General features: G+C 41.7%; 17 protein-coding genes and 9 tRNA genes. 17 read left to right on the top strand and 9 right to left on the bottom strand.

Going from position 1 to position 15,993, the window contains the following annotated elements:
- Positions 1–217: 217 nt before the first annotated feature.
- A complete protein-coding gene (gene ppnN, locus AC0L46_RS05975; protein ID WP_473506511.1) occupies positions 218–1,591 on the top strand; it encodes a nucleotide 5'-monophosphate nucleosidase PpnN in 1,374 nt (457 codons plus the stop codon).
- A gap of 60 nt (positions 1,592–1,651) precedes the next feature.
- On the opposite strand, the gene glsB is transcribed toward ppnN, so the two are convergent.
- Both glsB and nudC read right to left on the bottom strand, forming a co-directional pair.
- The gene (glsB, locus tag AC0L46_RS05970) at positions 1,652–2,563 is read right to left on the bottom strand and encodes a glutaminase B (RefSeq protein ID WP_473506509.1); all 912 of its coding nucleotides are present in this window, start codon (positions 2,561–2,563) and stop codon (positions 1,652–1,654) included.
- A gap of 76 nt (positions 2,564–2,639) precedes the next feature.
- Positions 2,640–3,443, bottom strand: coding sequence for an NAD(+) diphosphatase (nudC, locus tag AC0L46_RS05965; protein ID WP_473506507.1), 804 nt, complete (start codon positions 3,441–3,443; stop codon positions 2,640–2,642).
- A 169-nt stretch (positions 3,444–3,612) separates the two neighbouring features.
- Here nudC and AC0L46_RS05960 point away from each other — a divergent pair, with 169 nt between their 5' ends.
- From AC0L46_RS05960 to AC0L46_RS05920, 9 genes are all read left to right on the top strand, one after another.
- The gene (locus tag AC0L46_RS05960; protein WP_473506505.1) at positions 3,613–4,677 is read left to right on the top strand and encodes a polysaccharide deacetylase family protein; all 1,065 of its coding nucleotides are present in this window, start codon (positions 3,613–3,615) and stop codon (positions 4,675–4,677) included.
- Positions 4,678–4,739: 62 nt separating this feature from the next.
- A tRNA-Ser gene (locus AC0L46_RS05955) sits at positions 4,740–4,830 on the top strand.
- 42 nt (positions 4,831–4,872) lie between these two features.
- A tRNA-Asn gene (locus AC0L46_RS05950) sits at positions 4,873–4,948 on the top strand.
- A 1-nt stretch (position 4,949) separates the two neighbouring features.
- Positions 4,950–5,026: transfer RNA gene (locus AC0L46_RS05945), tRNA-Pro, on the top strand.
- Between the two features lie 23 nt (positions 5,027–5,049).
- Positions 5,050–5,125 (top strand) — tRNA-His (locus tag AC0L46_RS05940).
- A gap of 14 nt (positions 5,126–5,139) precedes the next feature.
- Positions 5,140–5,215, top strand: a tRNA-Lys gene (locus tag AC0L46_RS05935).
- A gap of 35 nt (positions 5,216–5,250) precedes the next feature.
- A tRNA-Asn gene (locus tag AC0L46_RS05930) sits at positions 5,251–5,326 on the top strand.
- A gap of 1 nt (position 5,327) precedes the next feature.
- A tRNA-Pro gene (locus tag AC0L46_RS05925) sits at positions 5,328–5,404 on the top strand.
- A 27-nt stretch (positions 5,405–5,431) separates the two neighbouring features.
- A tRNA-Lys gene (locus AC0L46_RS05920) sits at positions 5,432–5,507 on the top strand.
- A 439-nt stretch (positions 5,508–5,946) separates the two neighbouring features.
- Here the strand turns inward: AC0L46_RS05920 and AC0L46_RS05915 are convergent.
- The 7 genes from AC0L46_RS05915 to AC0L46_RS05885 form a co-directional block, all read right to left on the bottom strand.
- A tRNA-Tyr gene (locus tag AC0L46_RS05915) sits at positions 5,947–6,030 on the bottom strand.
- Between the two features lie 51 nt (positions 6,031–6,081).
- A complete protein-coding gene (locus tag AC0L46_RS05910; protein WP_473506503.1) occupies positions 6,082–7,041 on the bottom strand; it encodes a ProQ/FINO family protein in 960 nt (319 codons plus the stop codon).
- Between the two features lie 12 nt (positions 7,042–7,053).
- The gene (locus AC0L46_RS05905) at positions 7,054–7,221 is read right to left on the bottom strand and encodes a hypothetical protein (protein ID WP_473506501.1); all 168 of its coding nucleotides are present in this window, start codon (positions 7,219–7,221) and stop codon (positions 7,054–7,056) included.
- Positions 7,222–7,226: 5 nt separating this feature from the next.
- The gene (locus AC0L46_RS05900) at positions 7,227–7,697 is read right to left on the bottom strand and encodes a hypothetical protein (RefSeq protein WP_473506499.1); all 471 of its coding nucleotides are present in this window, start codon (positions 7,695–7,697) and stop codon (positions 7,227–7,229) included.
- Positions 7,698–7,700: 3 nt separating this feature from the next.
- The gene (locus tag AC0L46_RS05895; RefSeq protein WP_473506497.1) at positions 7,701–7,931 is read right to left on the bottom strand and encodes a cell division protein ZapB; all 231 of its coding nucleotides are present in this window, start codon (positions 7,929–7,931) and stop codon (positions 7,701–7,703) included.
- 55 nt (positions 7,932–7,986) lie between these two features.
- Positions 7,987–9,171, bottom strand: a complete 1,185-nt coding sequence (locus tag AC0L46_RS05890) for a flagellar assembly protein T N-terminal domain-containing protein (RefSeq protein ID WP_473506495.1) — start codon at positions 9,169–9,171, stop codon at positions 7,987–7,989.
- An 11-nt stretch (positions 9,172–9,182) separates the two neighbouring features.
- On the bottom strand, positions 9,183–9,836 hold the full coding sequence (locus AC0L46_RS05885) for an LPP20 family lipoprotein (RefSeq protein ID WP_473506493.1): 654 nt from the start codon (positions 9,834–9,836) through the stop codon (positions 9,183–9,185).
- 350 nt (positions 9,837–10,186) lie between these two features.
- Here AC0L46_RS05885 and dinB point away from each other — a divergent pair, with 350 nt between their 5' ends.
- The 7 genes from dinB to AC0L46_RS05850 all read left to right on the top strand — a co-directional run bounded on the left by dinB (position 10,187) and on the right by AC0L46_RS05850 (position 15,920).
- Complete coding sequence (gene dinB / locus AC0L46_RS05880) at positions 10,187–11,239, top strand: DNA polymerase IV (RefSeq protein ID WP_473506491.1); 1,053 nt, start codon at positions 10,187–10,189, stop codon at positions 11,237–11,239.
- A 76-nt stretch (positions 11,240–11,315) separates the two neighbouring features.
- Positions 11,316–12,296 (top strand): hypothetical protein, encoded by a 981-nt coding sequence (locus AC0L46_RS05875; RefSeq protein WP_473506489.1) that lies wholly within the window; start codon positions 11,316–11,318, stop codon positions 12,294–12,296.
- A gap of 348 nt (positions 12,297–12,644) precedes the next feature.
- Positions 12,645–13,313, top strand: a complete 669-nt coding sequence (locus AC0L46_RS05870) for an alpha/beta hydrolase (protein ID WP_473506487.1) — start codon at positions 12,645–12,647, stop codon at positions 13,311–13,313.
- A gap of 23 nt (positions 13,314–13,336) precedes the next feature.
- The gene (locus tag AC0L46_RS05865; RefSeq protein ID WP_473506485.1) at positions 13,337–14,152 is read left to right on the top strand and encodes an inositol monophosphatase family protein; all 816 of its coding nucleotides are present in this window, start codon (positions 13,337–13,339) and stop codon (positions 14,150–14,152) included.
- A gap of 77 nt (positions 14,153–14,229) precedes the next feature.
- Complete coding sequence (locus AC0L46_RS05860; RefSeq protein ID WP_473506483.1) at positions 14,230–14,691, top strand: DUF2489 domain-containing protein; 462 nt, start codon at positions 14,230–14,232, stop codon at positions 14,689–14,691.
- 56 nt (positions 14,692–14,747) lie between these two features.
- Positions 14,748–15,059, top strand: a complete 312-nt coding sequence (locus tag AC0L46_RS05855) for a hypothetical protein (RefSeq protein WP_473506481.1) — start codon at positions 14,748–14,750, stop codon at positions 15,057–15,059.
- Positions 15,060–15,089: 30 nt separating this feature from the next.
- The gene (locus tag AC0L46_RS05850) at positions 15,090–15,920 is read left to right on the top strand and encodes a mechanosensitive ion channel family protein (protein WP_473506479.1); all 831 of its coding nucleotides are present in this window, start codon (positions 15,090–15,092) and stop codon (positions 15,918–15,920) included.
- Positions 15,921–15,993: the final 73 nt, after the last annotated feature.

Below are 15,993 nucleotides of genomic sequence, written 5' to 3'. Positions count from 1 at the left end.
TCCTTTCTAAAATCCCGACGTTCAAATGCAACAAAGTCGTTTTATGATAAAGCCTTATGTCGCTAATTCCGGCTAAATAATTGATTTTATTCTGAGTCTTTTTCCATGTCTTATAAGCCTGCACTTGATAAATACGCAGCTAGCAACCAATATGATAGATGAGAATGAAAAAACAATTCCCTTAGAAACCAATGAAATAATAGTAAGGAGGGCGATCATGCAGTATGAAGATCGCGTTGATGCGTTAGTGGCACCTAAAGGTGCTTTGGAAATGTTGTCCCATGATGAAATTACTCGTTTGTCAGAAGAAACAGGTGAGTTACATGATTTATTTCATCGTTGTGCTTTGGCTATTTTGAATTGCGGTAGTGACTCTGACGATCCACAGGCCGTGATGGATGAATTTAAAGATTTTGATATTCAAGTGATTCAACAGGAGCGCGGCGTTAAGCTGCAGCTGAAGAATGCCCCTGGCAGTGCGTTTGTTGATGGTAAGATGATCAGCAGTGTTCGAGAAATGCTGTTTAGTGTGTTGCGTGACATTATTTTTACCCAGCATGAATACAATCTCGCGAGCAACTTGAAGGGCGCAAGCTCGGATAAATTAACCAATGTCGTGTTTGAGTTATTACGCAATGCAGATGTGTTCCGTCGTATTCAAAACCCTGACATGATTGTTTGTTGGGGTGGGCATTCAATCGCACGTCATGAATATGATTACACCAAAAAAGTTGGCCATGAGTTAGGTCTCCGCGAATTAAATATTTGTACTGGCTGCGGCCCTGGTGCAATGAAAGGACCAATGAAAGGTGCTGCGATTGCTCATGCTAAGCAACGGATTAAAAATGGCATTTACTTAGGGTTAACTGAGCCGGGTATTATTGCTGCTGAGTCACCTAATCCAATTGTGAATCAGCTGGTCATTATGCCGGATATTGAAAAGCGCCTTGAGGCTTTTGTTCGTGCTGGTCATGGCATTGTTGTATTCCCTGGTGGTGCGGGCACAGCAGAAGAGATTCTTTATATATTGGGGATTTTATTACACCCTAAAAATGCTGATGTGCCTTATCCTTTGGTGTTTACCGGCCCGAAAGAAAGTGCAGATTATTTCGAACAAATTCATGCTTTTATTGGTGAGGTGTTAGGTGAAGAAGCACAGAGTAAATATCGCATTATTATCGAAGATGAAGTGGAAGTCGCTCGAGTAATGAAACAGGGGATGGAAGAGGTGCGTCAGTATCGCAAAGCGCATCAAGATGCTTTTTATTACAACTGGAAGTTGCATATTCCAGAGGAGTTTCAGCATCCATTTGAGCCTACTCATGAAAATGTTCGCGAGTTGAACCTTCATTTTGGTCAAGAAACGCATTTATTAGCGGCCGATTTACGTCGTGCTTTTTCGTCTATCGTGGCGGGGAATGTGAAAGCGCAGGGAGTGGCTCATATTAAAGAGTTTGGCCCATTTGAAATTCATGGCGATAAGGCTTTACTGGCAAAGCTTGATTCTCTGTTAGAAGCCTTTGTTGATCAGCAGCGTATGAAGCTTCCGGGAAGCGCATATGTGCCGTGTTATAAAGTCATCACTGAATAATGTGAATTGATAAAACGTGAAAGGCCTCATCATGAGGCCTTTTTTATTTGTCGTGGTTTCTTAACCAAACACAGACCAGCCAATGCTTTCAGATAGGGCTTCTAAGGCCGCCATTCCTGCTAATGAGTTTCCTGATTTATTGAGTTCAGGGGACCATACACAGACAGAGAAGCGATTAGGGACAATAGCGATAATGCCGCCGCCAACGCCACTTTTACCGGGTAGCCCTACTCGGAACGCAAAGTTGCCTGCCTCATCGTATAGTCCGCTGGTGGCTAGCAAACCATTGACTTGAGTGGTTTCCCTGGCGGTTAAAACTTGCTCGTCATTGTGCCTTGAGTAGCCTTTGTTAGCTAAAAAGCTGAATGCCTTGGCAAGGTCAATGCAGTTCATTTGCATGGCACAATTGTCAAAGTAGTTACGCAGAACGTCTTCTACATCATTTTCGAAATTGCCAAACGCTTTCATTAAATAAGCCATCGAAGCATTTCGAGCGCGGAATTCGTATTCTGAGGTAGAAACAATTTTGTCCGAATGTATATTCGGATTGTCTGCTAGTCGACGAATAAACTCTCTCATTGCGTAATGGGGAGAAGCAAAGCGAGATTGATTCATATCACTGACGACAAGAGCGCCTGCGTTAATGAAGGGGTTTCTGGGGATGCCTGCTTCGTATTCTAGTTGTACTAAGGAATTGAAGGGGTTACCGGATGGCTCTCGCCCAACACGTTCCCACATGGTTTCACCATAATGTTTCATGGCAAGTGTTAAGCTGAAGACTTTAGAGATACTTTGGATAGAGAAGTCGGTATGAGCTTGTCCCGCATGATATGTTGTGCCGTCATTTCCGTACACAGCAATACCAAATTGGTTTGGGTTGACGTTTGCCAGAGCGGGAATGTAGTCAGCGACTTTACCTTGTCCTATTAGTGGACGTACTTTTTGTTCTATTAATGCCAGTAACTCGTTCACATAGTTCTCATTAAGGTAATATAAATAAGTCAGATCATATAAAAAAATATTGAATAGTCTAAATAAAATTGAGTGACTATTTTTGTTCTTTTATGTGTTTTATATGGTTCAGGATGAGTTGCCCTGAAATCGTCACGCTGTTCGGAATATGAGGTAGGTTATCAATAGGATACCAATCGGCCTCATCTATTTCGCCCGGAGCTGGAGTGATTTCACCACTTTCGTAATCGGCAAAAAAACCAACCATAAGTTGATGTGGAAAAGACCAAGGTTGGCTGCTCGCATAACGTATGTTTTTTACTTCAATTCCAACCTCTTCTCGTATTTCACGAGCAACGGCTTGTTCCAATGTTTCGCCGGCTTCAACAAAGCCTGCAATGTTACTGAATTTTCCTTTTGGTGCATGCAGACCACGGGCAAGCAATACTTGATTGTCTTTTCGAATCGAAATAATCACACAAGGAGAGATACGTGGGTAGTGACGAAGATTACATGACGGGCATATCTTGGTGTGTTCCTTCGCATGCTTTTCTTCCATAGCGGTGCCGCATCGCCCGCAGAATTGATGATCTCTATCCCAAGTCGATAATTGATGTGCTCTGCTGAGTAGAATGTAGCTGTCTTGGTCTTGGAGGAAAAGCAGCTCCCTCAGATCCATTTCTTTAAAGCCTTTTGGAACTGACTTAAAACGGCAAACAAAGATGTTTTGTCCATGCCATTGACCGCAATATACTGCGTTCATATTGGCGTTGGGCTGAAAGTGAGTAAAAGGAATTAAAAATTGATTATCTTGCTCAACCAGAACTTGATTTCGATGCAATAAGATATAAAGGGCATCTTGATTAGGAAGAGGGTGAGTCTGAGTGCCAATTTCTAACATGTTGTTACTCTGTTTGCGTCCAAAAGAATTACGCTAACGCGATCGCTTACGAGACGCAATATTCAAATAGATTTAATTTTAGATGAGACCGCTTTAGAGCTTCTAATCTGGTCATCGACTTAGTTAGTCGCGTAGAATGAGCACAAATATTAAACAAAGAGGAAGAGGTATGTTATCTAAGGTTCGCTACGGAATTGTGATGGGGGCGTTGAGTGCTAGTCTTTTGGCGCAGGCTCAAGATTATTTGCCTGTTCTCCAATACCACCATGTGAGTGCTACGACACCTAGATCAACTTCTCTTACGGAAGCTGAATTTACCGAACACATGAATTATTTAGAAAGTGCTGGATTCGAAGTTGTGGATCTTCGTACTGCTTTAGATAAATTGAAGTTGGGGGAGGATTTGCCTGATAAGGCGGTGGCAATTACTTTTGATGATTCCTATCGTGATATTTATAGCGGAGCCTTTCCTATTCTATCTGAACGTGATTACCCATTTACGGTATTCATTAATAGCGAGCCTGTTGAAGCGTTGCGTGGCAATGCTTTGACGTGGGAGCAAATGAAAGAGATGGAGCAAGCTGGTGGCGTGTTTGCAAATCATACAATTAATCACCCTTATATGTTGCGTAAAGAAGAAGGGGAATCTGATGGCGCTTGGTTGTCTCGAATGGAAAATGAAGTGGATTATGTAGAAGACTTATTGACTAAAGAGCTTGGTCATTCACCAAAGATGCTAGCGTATCCCTATGGTGAGTCTAATATTACCCTTCGCAATATGTTGAAAGAGAGAGAGATTGTGGCATTTGGTCAACAATCTGGTGTGGTAAGTGCGGACTCCGATTTTCAGAACCTACCTCGTTTTCCTGCGTCCGGTGCTTATGCAAAGTTATCTACTCTAAAAACGAAACTTAATTCGAAGCCAATGCCGCTTATCTCTGAGAAGACAGGCGGTGATTTCGCAACGGACAAGCCTGTTTCTATCAGTTTAACCTTTAAACAAGGTAAATATCGCTTAAAAGACTTGGCGTGCTATGTGTCAGGTCAAGGTAAGGCGACGTTAGAGTGGGTGTCTGATACGGAAGTGGTTGCTACGGCAAGTAAGGCATTTAATACAGGTCGTGGTCGTATTAACTGCACTATGCCGGATAATTCTGGTCGCCAATATTACTGGTATTCCAATGTTTGGATACGCGCTTCGGCTGAACAAGGCTATATAAGTGAAAAAAGTTAATTTTTTTACAAAAAAATGTTGCACTGAAATTTCAAATCAGTAATATACACCTCGCTCGCAACGGAGGGGTGGCAGAGCGGTTTAATGCACCAGTCTTGAAAACTGGCGTAGGTTAATAGCCTACCGAGAGTTCGAATCTCTCCTCCTCCGCCATCTTCCTTAAGGGGAGTGTGTTGCGAACAAGATAAAATTAGTTCCTCGATAGCTCAGTTGGTAGAGCAAATGACTGTTAATCATTGGGTCACTGGTTCGAGTCCAGTTCGAGGAGCCATCGGAGTATAGCGCAGTCTGGTAGCGCGCCTGCTTTGGGAGCAGGATGTCGGGGGTTCGAATCCCTCTACTCCGACCATTTTTTATCGTCACCTTGTAATGGTGGGCGTAGCTCAGTTGGTAGAGCTCCGGATTGTGATTCCGGCGGTCGTGGGTTCAAGCCCCATCGTCCACCCCATTACTCTGATAGTTGGGTCGTTAGCTCAGTTGGTAGAGCAGTTGACTTTTAATCAATTGGTCACTGGTTCGAATCCAGTACGACCCACCACTATCCAATGCTAAAATTCTGCATTTCTGATTAATTCCTCGATAGCTCAGTTGGTAGAGCAAATGACTGTTAATCATTGGGTCACTGGTTCGAGTCCAGTTCGAGGAGCCATCGGAGTATAGCGCAGTCTGGTAGCGCGCCTGCTTTGGGAGCAGGATGTCGGGGGTTCGAATCCCTCTACTCCGACCATCAGTGTTGTTAGTATTGTCTTTGAGCGGGTCGTTAGCTCAGTTGGTAGAGCAGTTGACTTTTAATCAATTGGTCACTGGTTCGAATCCAGTACGACCCACCATTCTTAGTAATTCCTTCTTTTTCTTTTTGCAATTTTTTCACTAAATTTTAATTTCTGCTATCTGCTATCTGCTATCTGCTATCTGCTATCTGCTATCTGCTATCTGCTATCTGCTATCTGCTATCTGCTATCTGCTATCTGCTATCGATATTTGTTTGTCTTGAAGTTTGCTGCTTGTAATTGCTTGTGCAGAGTTTGGTGTGGTGTTGCTGGCGTGTGTTTGGTTTTTTGATGGGTGTTGTTCTGGGTTGGGTTGGTTGTGTCTTGTGTGGGTTTTATGGGCGTGATAGTGCCTGAGTGATGTGGATGTGTTTTTGGTGTGAGTGGTAGCTTATATTGCGTGTAAGTGGTTTGTGTGATGTAAGATTATTTTTAATTGGAAGGTTTTTTATCTTGGATGTAGTGCGATAAGTGATTGTTTCTACAAGGAAAGTAGAAATGGTGGAGGGAGGTGGATTCGAACCACCGAAACTTTCGTGGCAGATTTACAATCTGCTCCCTTTGGCCACTCGGGAACCCCTCCACAGCAGCGCGGCATATATTATATGCCGCGCTAAGATATGTAAACAAATTTTTATGATTTATTTAGTAATTTTTCCAGTTTTGCTTTCATACGCTCTTCTGGAGAAAGGTTGTCATAAACATCATCTTGGCGAGGTGTGTTTGTGGTTTTGTTGTTCTGCTTAGCCCTGGTTTGATTTTTTGGTTTGGGCTTTCTCGGCTGTTGTGTGCCTTTTTCGCGGGTCGGTCTATTAGTTGTTCTGGTGTTGGTTGCTTTGGTTTTTGCTGGAATCATTGATTCTGGCAAGGCTGGCTCGTTATTAACAGCAACGCCTTCTAGATCAACTCTTGGTTGACCTGATAGTAAGCATTTTTTGTATCTGTCTGAGCGAGTGTATGCAGCCAAGGCGCGCTTTTGTTTGCTAGCGTTAAAGTCGTCGTCTAAAACCATGTCTTGGTCTATACCGACTTTAAGAGGCTTTGGCTGATTCCAGTCGAATGCTTTTGGATAGCGATCTTCAAGCATCTTTATCAGGCGGCGATTGTTCTTTTGGTTTTTTTGGCGCTTCTTTTGCTCTGGCGTCAACGTTACTGTCTCTGCTGAAGCGTCATTAGCCTTTGGTGTGCTTATGTGGCTTTCATTTGTTGTTGTGTCTTCTGGTGAGTTTTGAGACTCAGGCTGTTGTGTGCTCATATCATTAATCTGTTCTGTCGTGGTTGTAGTATTTTCGGTATTCATATCAGCATGCTCGTGCAATAAGTCAAAATTCAGCTGATATTCAACTGGCTTTGCGTTCTTAGGTTGTTGGTTTGGAGAGTCGCCTTCCAATAAACCAAGAGAGTCTTTTATATAAAGCTGTACTTGATCTTCTGGTTGTCGGTCTGTCATGTGTTGTAATAGATCCATTGAGGCGCTGCATTCAACGGGGCTTTGATATTCTTCCTTTAGCTTTAGTATTTCTTCGTTGGCATTTTCTAGCTGTTGAGTTAGCTGGTTAATGCGCGCTTCAAGTTTTTCTATAAGTTGGTCCATAAAACACAAGGCTCAGTTTTGCGTTGTTGTTAGTGGAATGGTTGGGGTGTTATGTAAGCCAACCATTTCATTTAGCTGAGAATCACTTGGTAGGGTGATGAGTACGCTTTGATTGCTTTGCCACCAAAAATACAACGCAGGTATGGATAGAGCGGTCATAAAGTAGAGTGCTATTTTCATGATGTCTAGAATGTCAGTCCTGCGCCAATCATTACGTGATTGTCATACGTGTCATTGGAGCTGTTCAGGATTTTCATATATACATCTACTCTAGAGGCATTGGATAGGGCTATGCGAAAACCTGCTTCTGGGTAGTATACTGAGTCTTCAAGGAAGGATATACCGCCGCCAATGTATGACCAAACGGGGACACCAGTGAATGCTTGAAAAAGAGGTGTTGAGCTGTAATATCTCGAGCCAAAAGTAACACCACTCTCAAATTTTTCGCCGAGTACGAAGGAAAAGCCTCCATAAAAAGAAACGTTAACAGGAAGTGTGTATTCTATTGAGGTATTTACAATAGATGTGACGTTGTTGTCGTCTTGATTGGCTGGGCGAGCAGCGGTGGACTCATAATTTATAAGTGTCGCAATTTGTCCCTCTGCGAAGGCGTTGATACTGACTAACATTAAAACCGCAAGCGCAAGTGACTTCATTGTTTATTGTCCGTTATCTATTTGATTTAGTTTGTTTAGCATCTGAGATAGGGAGGATTCCCAGTTAGATTGCTGTTCTTTTGTTTGTGTTAAAGTGTTTTGAAGCTCATTTTTCTCTTCCGCAAGTTCATAGTTTTGCATTTCTAGCTCGGAAATTTTTGTTCTCAAAGAGCTTATTTCAGCTACAGCTGCATTTATGCGTTGTTCTAAGTGCTGTAATAATTCGTTGTTCATTGGTTTTGTCCTAAAAATATGGGTTATTAATTCGTGTTATGCAAGGGGGTGTAATCTACCAAGCAATAACTACATCCTGTTGTTGTACGTTTAATATGTGAGCGTCGACAACGAGTTCACCAATTGAAAAATTAGGCTGAACTTGTTTGATTGTAACACTGATGTTGGCATTGTTCAGCTGAGTTTGCGTCGACTGTCTTTGGTTGAATACTTCATAGCGACGATAGACATTAAATGTGTCGCCTTGCTTTATGCCTGATAATGAGCCGGCCGCTATATGTATTCTATTGCCTTCTGTACGAAAAATATTGGCCATGAATGGCTGGCATCGCAATTGTTCGCTAGTGTCTAATGCGCTTTCTTTTAATGCTTGTTGTACGACTCTACCATAATGAACTGTCCAGAATTTTGCACTACCAAAACCTATTCTGGCGTGGTCTGAAATATCCCAATTACCTATTTCATTGTATCTATGTTCAAAAAGTAGGGCGCCGCTGAAACCATCGTATATATAAATATCGACCACAAAGTTTCTTTCTTTATCTATATCTTCATCTAAAAGGTCTTTTGCGTCTTTATTGTTTGGCTGTCTGAGGTAGACTTCACTGATGTCTCTGATAACGCCACTAACAATATACTGAACACCCAGTTGTTCGCTTATCCTAGTAACGTTTGTGAGAGAGCCATCGAAGTTGGTTGAAGAAGGGGCGTTGATAAGATCAGGGTAAATGGCGATGTTAGTTGCTGTAATTGCTCTAACGTAACCTTGTTTGTTGATTTCGTCAGCGAGGTGCTTTGGGAGTTCTCTTGCGATGTTGCTGAGTTCGCCCAGTCTTGCTTGCTGTGGATTCTGTAATTCAAATCCTGTGACGCCTACTGTTTTTCTATAATAACTTGTTGGGCCGCTGCTGCACTGTGAATCAGGAGTAACTTCTATACGCGCAATAAGAGATAAAAAGTCTCCATTAATCTCTTCGGACAAAATGCGTGCCCGTTGAACATGGCCAGAGCTTCGAATTTCTATATTGGATTCGAGTTCTCCATTATTGAGTTCATCTTTTACATTTACTCGAGAGCCTGATTCAAGAACGGCTTGTTTTATGGCTTGTTGAGTGGCTCTGTATCTTGCATCGGCAATGTCATCATTATAGATGATGGCCTCACCTGCAACATCAACAGTTTCCGCAAAAATGTTAATGGAGATTAAGAGACCTAATGTAACAAACAGAGCATGCTTCAAGATCAATACCGTTAATCAATGCTGTAGAAGTTTGTTGTTGGCGGAGAACTTTCCACATTAATTGCTCGGTAGCCTGGAGTGACTTGGCAATTAGGGTCCGTATTGATGCCTTGGGAGGAAGTCACACATTGACGGAAGTTTTCTTGCAGTGCCATTTCGACTACGGTTTCAAATGTACCATCTTCATGTTCACGTTGAGAGACTACTTTTGCACCTACGAGATAAGCGTCTACATACGTTCTTAATTCATCATTTTGAATAACCATGTTGCTTAAGGAGCTAGAGCCATCGATTTTCAAACCATAAACTCGCTCTGATAGGTTTCTATAGGCATCCAGCATAGAGCTACGAAGTGTCATTATGCGAGCTTGAGATTTAGATAAACGCTTGTTGGTTGTTAAAGCCGCGTAGCCTGTCGCTGTTACGACAATTGGTTCTTGCTTGATAACAGCAATAGTGTTGTTTGCGTTTGCTGCACCATTTTGTGTGGTTGGCGTATTGTAAGTATTAGCAGTAGTTGTGGTGCCAAAATTACCAACTGTATTGCCATTACAAGGTGCAACAGAAGTACATTCTCCAGTTGAGCCTTGCTGGTTTAGGTTTTGGCAGCCGGCAAGGATGATTGCACCCATGGTTATTAATAAAATTCGTAGTGATAGTGTCATTGTGTGCCCTTTAAATGGAAGTCCTTGCTGCAAATGTGACTATACAGGTATTCATCATAAATAAATTATTCTAAAAATACCTTTGCTTTTCAATATCTTTAATTTGCTCAATAAAATGTAAACCATTTTACGCTCCAGCGTCCATGTTTGCTCGTGTAAAAAGGTGCTTTTATTGGCTTTCGGCACAAAAAAAATCATTTGAAGGAGTTTTTTTTAACATTAGCTAACAATCTTCTGTATTAATAAGGTGTTAATGAGAAGGTTTGTTTACTTTTATTGGCTATGTAAATTACCAGACTAATGGGTGTATACTGTTTTTTTATACAGTTGTTCTTGGTGTTGCAATGCCAATGTCCCGAAAAATTATCCATATAGATGCTGACTGCTTTTACGCGGCGATCGAAATGCGTGATGATCCTAGTTTGCGAGATATTCCCATTGCTATTGGTGGGCCAGTGGATCGTCGTAGTGTTTTGGCGACGGCAAATTATGCTGCCCGTGTTTACGGTGTTCGATCGGCGATGCCCACCTCTGTAGCTAAGCGACTTTGCCCTTCATTGCTTGTTATTCCTGGAAATATGGCGAAATACCGAGAAGCTTCGCAGCAAATGCAGGCCATCTTTCGTGAGTTTACTCATATTATTGAGCCCTTATCCTTAGACGAAGCTTATCTTGATGTGACGGACTCAGAGCATTTTCAAGGTAGTGCGACTCGAATAGCCGAAAAGGTCCGAGCCCGGATTTTTGAAGAGGTTGGAATCACTGTTTCTGCTGGTGTTGCCACTAACAAATTTATTGCCAAAGTCGCTTCTGACTGGGAAAAACCAAATGGCTTAACGGTTGTTTCGCCGGAGAAGCAGTTTGAGTTTGTGTCAGAGACCCCTGTGAAGTTTATTTCTGGAATTGGGCGAGTGGCACAAGAAAAGCTTGCTGGGCTTGGTGTGTATACTTGTGCAGATTTACAAAAGCAGGAATTTTCTGTGTTACAGAAAACATTCGGCAGTATGGCGTTTCGATTGTCTCAGCTTGCTTTGGGAGTAGATGAACGCCCTGTTGTGGTTTCTAGAGAAAGAAAAAGCATTTCAGTCGAGCGCACTTTTGATAAAGATTTGTCGGATATGAAAGCATGTCGAGATGTTCTACCTATGTTGTTGGCTGAGTTAAAAAGGCGGATGATGGGTAAAGGCGTTGATTCTCAGTTAAGTAAGTACTATTTAAAATTGAAGTTTGATGACTTTAAGCAAACGACAATAGAGCAGCCGATTAAAAGCAAATTAACCGATGAAATCTTTTTTTCTTTGCTTGCGCAGGCTTGCTCTCGGTCTCTACGTCCAGTGCGCTTAATTGGTGTTGGTTATAGGCTTTCCCCTCCAAAACCGCTGCAATTGAATTTTGAATTTTGATGTGCAGTGTAAATATTGATCATTTTTCGTACGGCTGACTATACTCATTAGAATAACTTCTATGGGAGGTGTTCAAATGTTTAAGCAGCATAATAAATATAATTACGTCCATATGAGTCAGCCTGACTCTTTGTCTCATCGACTGCGCTTTGAAGTTGAGCAAACTTTGTCTTCTTTATATGCCGATTCTTCCTTAGTAGATTTACTTGATAGTTTGTATTTACCTTTTTCGAGTTGGATTAATAAAAAAGCCAGTGCAGGGCAAGGTACTTTGTTTGTTGGTGTTGGAGGTGCGCAAGGTTGTGGTAAAACGACTTTTTGTAGTGTTGTTCGTCGAGTTTTGCACAAAGGGTTTGACTTGAATTGTGTGGTTTTGAGTTTGGATGATTTATACAGCACTCGATATGATCGACTTAAGTTCGCTAATAAAACAACAAATCTGTTTTCCGTCCGAGGTGTGCCAGGTACCCATGATATTGAGCTAGCCATGATTCTTTTTGAGCGTTTAAAGAACCTTAAAGAAGGAGAGGTGATGCGACTGCCTTGTTTTGATAAGTCGATCGATGATCGTAAAGCGGTTCATTTGTGGCAAGAGGTTCAGGGGCCAGTTGATGTTGTGTTGTTTGAAGGTTGGTGCGTGGGTGCTCCTCCGATGAAAGAGGGGCTAAATCATCCAATTAATTCACTTGAAGAAGAATTGGATACGGATGGTTTATGGCGAAAAACGATGAACCAGCGTTTGAAACAAGATTATAAAGAGTTGTTTTCTAAAATTGATTTAATGGTTTGGATGCAGGCGCCTCATTACGACGTGGTATATAACTGGCGCAATAAGCAGGAACGCATGCTGGAAAGCCATCTTCACGATATTCATGGCATTTTACTGGATACAATTGATTTAAAAGTCATGTCTGAAGCTGAGTTGAAGCGGTTCATGCAATATTACGAGCGCCTTACTCGCCATTTATTGGCTGTTATGCCAGACCAAGCCGATGTGCTTTTTACTTTAAGTGAGGCTCAAGAAGTGATTAAGACGCGCTATCCAACTGAGCATTAGTGTCTAGGGAAGGTGTTAACAAGTCCACTGGCTTCAGCGTGTGGATAAATCTTTATTACTCGAGGCAAGCTTCGCAGTCCAATATGAATATATTGGCAAGAAGCTTAACGAAGAATAAAAAGCGTTTAGCTCACGCCCTTCGGGTCTTTCAGAGAAACGGCCTCTCTGCGTTAAGAGTGATTGAAAGGTATTAACATTCCTGCTCACTCTTGCCTTGATAGACCGTTTCTCTGATAAGACTGAAGCTCAGAAGACTTATTCTCATCTTCCCTAGATATATCGAGAGAGAAACTTCATTGTGATAGGCTATGGCGATTGACATAGCCTATTTTTTTGGAGAGAGAAAGAATGACTGATTTATTGCCTTCTGTCATCGTAGAAACCAACCCTCAACCTGATGCCGCGATTATTTGGTTGCATGGCCTTGGATCGGATGGTCATGACTTTGAGTCTTTAGCGCCTGCTTTGTCTTTATTGCCAGATCTTGGTGTGCGATTTGTGTTTCCTCATGCCCCTAAGCGTCCAGTAACCATTAATGGTGGTATGGAAATGCGCGCTTGGTATGACATTTATGAAATGACACTAGAGCGCAAGGTGGATATGGCTAATATCGATGAATCTTATCAGCAGATTGAAACCTTGATTGAAGATCAGATTAAACAGGGTATTTCGGCTGATCGTATCATTGTTGCAGGCTTTTCTCAGGGCGGTGTTATTGCTTATCAAGCAATGTTACGCACAAAACACACACTGGCAGGTGTACTTGCCTTATCGACTTACCTGGTAAATGGTGATGCTGTGCCTGAATCAGCAGAATGTATTAATGGCCAAACTCCGATCTTAATTCACCATGGATCGCAAGACCCGATTGTTGCGCCTGTTTTAGGTACACAAGCGAGGGATTTATTAGTCTCAAAAGGCTTCAGTGTCTCCTATCAATCTTATCCAATGCCTCATTCGGTGTGCCCTGAACAGGTTGACGATATTTCAGTCTGGCTTAATGAAAGATTGGCTTAACTTAAAAAAGCTGGGTGGATCTTATGATCAGTGGTTCTGATATCGAATGGTTAAATTTTGCTAAGTCGCTTGCTGTAAGCGCTGGCGAAATGATGATTGAGGCGAGAAATAAAGCGGCGTTTGTTCGTGATTATAAAAGTGATCACGAACTCGTGACGAGTACGGATTTAGCGATTGATCAGTTTTTATGTTCGAGTATTGCAACGCGTTATCCAGAACATCTTATTTTATCTGAGGAGTCTTCACCGGATCTTCAATTCACCTCCAGCAATACACCTGTTTGGGTAATTGACCCGATTGATGGCACAGTGAATTTTGCTCATGGTCATGCACATGTCGCTGTTTCAATTGGCTTGTATTTAAATGGAGAGCGAGTTGTTGGTGTGGTGAATGCCCCATTTCTTAATGAATGTTATTGGGCTAGAAAGTCTCATGGTGCGTATTGCAATGATGAGTTGCTGAGTGTGTCTGGTAATTCAGTATTGCGTAACTCGCTGGTTGCAACAGGTTTTCCTTATCAAAAAGATGCTTTGAAACCGATACTTGAACGTGTTTCGCGTATTTTGCATGCTTGTCAGGATGTGCGACGTAATGGTTCTGCTGCGTTGGATTTATGTTGGGTCGCAGCGGGTCGTTTAGATGCGTACTTTGAGACGGTAAAGCCTTGGGATATGGCGGCAGGAGCTCTTATTGCACAGGAAGCTGGTGCAAAAGTTGGGCGTTATTCTGTACCTCAGAATGATTGGCCAGAAGCGATCAATGGTGACTCGTTATTGGTGTCATCACCGGCTCTATATGATGACTTATATGCTTTATTACAGCCTGAGTATTCGCTGTAATAAAGGGGTAAGTTTGTTGTTTTATAAAATTAGGTGGATTTAACCGCTTGATATATTGGTTGTGAGTAGAATTTACTATGTCTTTAACAGTGTTCTTTGTTTTTCTTTTTATAGCTGTCAGTATCATGGCGGTGTCACTTTGGTTTATTTTTCGTCAGCTTAAACTTAATAAAATGCGTAAGCAGCGCATCCTTGATGGTGAAGCTCGGATCATTGCTGAGCGTCAGAAGAGAATTGATAGTATTGAAGTTTTATTGAAAGTAGCTAATACAGATGAGATGGGATGGATTGAAGCCAGTATTAGAATTAAAAACCTTCTAGATCAGTTGGGCGTTGATTTATCTGATCATGAAGACATTTCAGCTTTTTATATAGTGACTGAAAGTACGATGCATATTCCAACCCATGAGCAATGGAATTTGTTGCCTAAAGAGGCGAAAAAGAAATTCCGTAATGAAATGGCAAAATGCGAAGCCGATAATGCCGAGCATTTATTGCGAGCTCAGAAAAGCTTGAGTTCTTATTCCTTTTCCCGATGATTGTTCAGCTTATCGTCTCAGCCGTTCTTTTGTGCTTGCTCTTGTTGGGGCTTGTTTTGTTTTATGTAAAACGCCCTACAAAACTACCTTATTATATTTTTTCGCCCCAAGATTGTATTGAGTTTTTAGCGAAGGCAATAAAGGGTGAGCTGCTAGAGCATGAGTGGCATGCTTTTATAGGCATGGCTTTGAGAGGGGATGAGGAATTAGAAAAGTTACGAAAAAGCTGTTTATTTATCGATGAATATTGTGTAAAACGTACGCATTTATTGCACAATCGAAAGTGTTTGGCTTTTGATGATGAGGCAAAATCGCAGCTACAGGAATTGTTGGATGAGTGGCGCCATAAAGTGTCTTATGTAGCCTAATATGTTTTATATAGTGAAGGAGTTAATAGTATGAATGATATGCAAGATCTACTGGATCAAGGTGCCAAGTGGTTGCCACTTATTACTGAAGGGTTAATTAACCTGTTTTTTGGTTTAGTTATATTCTTTATTGGTAAATTTGTCGCTTCTAAAGTAGCTAAGTGGTGTGAAAACCGCATGTTGAAGTCTTCTGTTGATAAAGCAGTGGCGGGTTTTACGTCAAGTATTCTTTATGCCTTGATGTTTGCTGCGATTACTTTAATGGCATTAGGTCAAGTTGGCGTTGAAACTACTTCTTTTATCGCGATTCTTGGTGCCGCAGGTTTAGCGGTTGGCTTGGCATTGCAAGGCTCACTATCTAACTTCGCGTCTGGTGTGTTGATTATTATCTTACGCCCTTTCAAAAGTGGCGATTTTATCGATGGCGCTGGTCAAATGGGTACGGTAGATCGTATTGAATTGTTCCACACTTATTTAAAAACAACAGATAATCGTGTTGTGATTATTCCGAACTCAGCGGTAATGGGTGGCTCAATTGTTAACTTCTCTCGTGAAGCAACTCGTCGTGTAGACTTGGTTATTGGTATTAGTTACGATGCAGATATTCGTTTGGCTAAGCAAATCATGGAAGAAATTATCGCTGCTGATGAACGTATTTTAAAAGACCCTGCATGCACTATTGCAGTATCTGAATTGGCTGACAGTTCTGTTAACTTTGTTGTGCGCCCTTGGGTGAATGCGGCAGATTATTGGACTGTTCGTGCAGATGTATTAGAAAAAGTGAAATATGCATTTGATGAGCGTGGTGTTGGTATTCCTTACCCTCAAATGGATGTTCATCTTCACAAGCAAGAGTCGTAATATCTAGGCTCTTTGCTTTCAAAATGCCGCCAAGTGATTATCATTGCTTGGCGGCATTTTTGTTTTTCAAGAA

The organism is Marinomonas sp. 15G6-16 (assembly GCF_055809555.1).
Note: the sequence above shows the minus strand (reverse complement) of the source record. Positions and strands in the feature narration are given on the sequence as shown.

Coding starts and splice junctions, on each gene's coding strand:
- ppnN (WP_473506511.1), top strand. CDS start 218: ATGCAGTATGAAGATCGCGTTGATGCGTTAGTGGCACCTAAAGGTGCT.
- nudC (WP_473506507.1), bottom strand. CDS start 3,443: ATGTTAGAAATTGGCACTCAGACTCACCCTCTTCCTAATCAAGATGCC.
- AC0L46_RS05960 (WP_473506505.1), top strand. CDS start 3,613: ATGTTATCTAAGGTTCGCTACGGAATTGTGATGGGGGCGTTGAGTGCT.
- AC0L46_RS05910 (WP_473506503.1), bottom strand. CDS start 7,041: ATGGACCAACTTATAGAAAAACTTGAAGCGCGCATTAACCAGCTAACT.
- AC0L46_RS05905 (WP_473506501.1), bottom strand. CDS start 7,221: ATGAAAATAGCACTCTACTTTATGACCGCTCTATCCATACCTGCGTTG.
- AC0L46_RS05900 (WP_473506499.1), bottom strand. CDS start 7,697: ATGAAGTCACTTGCGCTTGCGGTTTTAATGTTAGTCAGTATCAACGCC.
- AC0L46_RS05895 (WP_473506497.1), bottom strand. CDS start 7,931: ATGAACAACGAATTATTACAGCACTTAGAACAACGCATAAATGCAGCT.
- AC0L46_RS05885 (WP_473506493.1), bottom strand. CDS start 9,836: ATGACACTATCACTACGAATTTTATTAATAACCATGGGTGCAATCATC.
- dinB (WP_473506491.1), top strand. CDS start 10,187: ATGTCCCGAAAAATTATCCATATAGATGCTGACTGCTTTTACGCGGCG.
- AC0L46_RS05875 (WP_473506489.1), top strand. CDS start 11,316: ATGTTTAAGCAGCATAATAAATATAATTACGTCCATATGAGTCAGCCT.
- AC0L46_RS05870 (WP_473506487.1), top strand. CDS start 12,645: ATGACTGATTTATTGCCTTCTGTCATCGTAGAAACCAACCCTCAACCT.
- AC0L46_RS05865 (WP_473506485.1), top strand. CDS start 13,337: ATGATCAGTGGTTCTGATATCGAATGGTTAAATTTTGCTAAGTCGCTT.
- AC0L46_RS05860 (WP_473506483.1), top strand. CDS start 14,230: ATGTCTTTAACAGTGTTCTTTGTTTTTCTTTTTATAGCTGTCAGTATC.
- AC0L46_RS05850 (WP_473506479.1), top strand. CDS start 15,090: ATGAATGATATGCAAGATCTACTGGATCAAGGTGCCAAGTGGTTGCCA.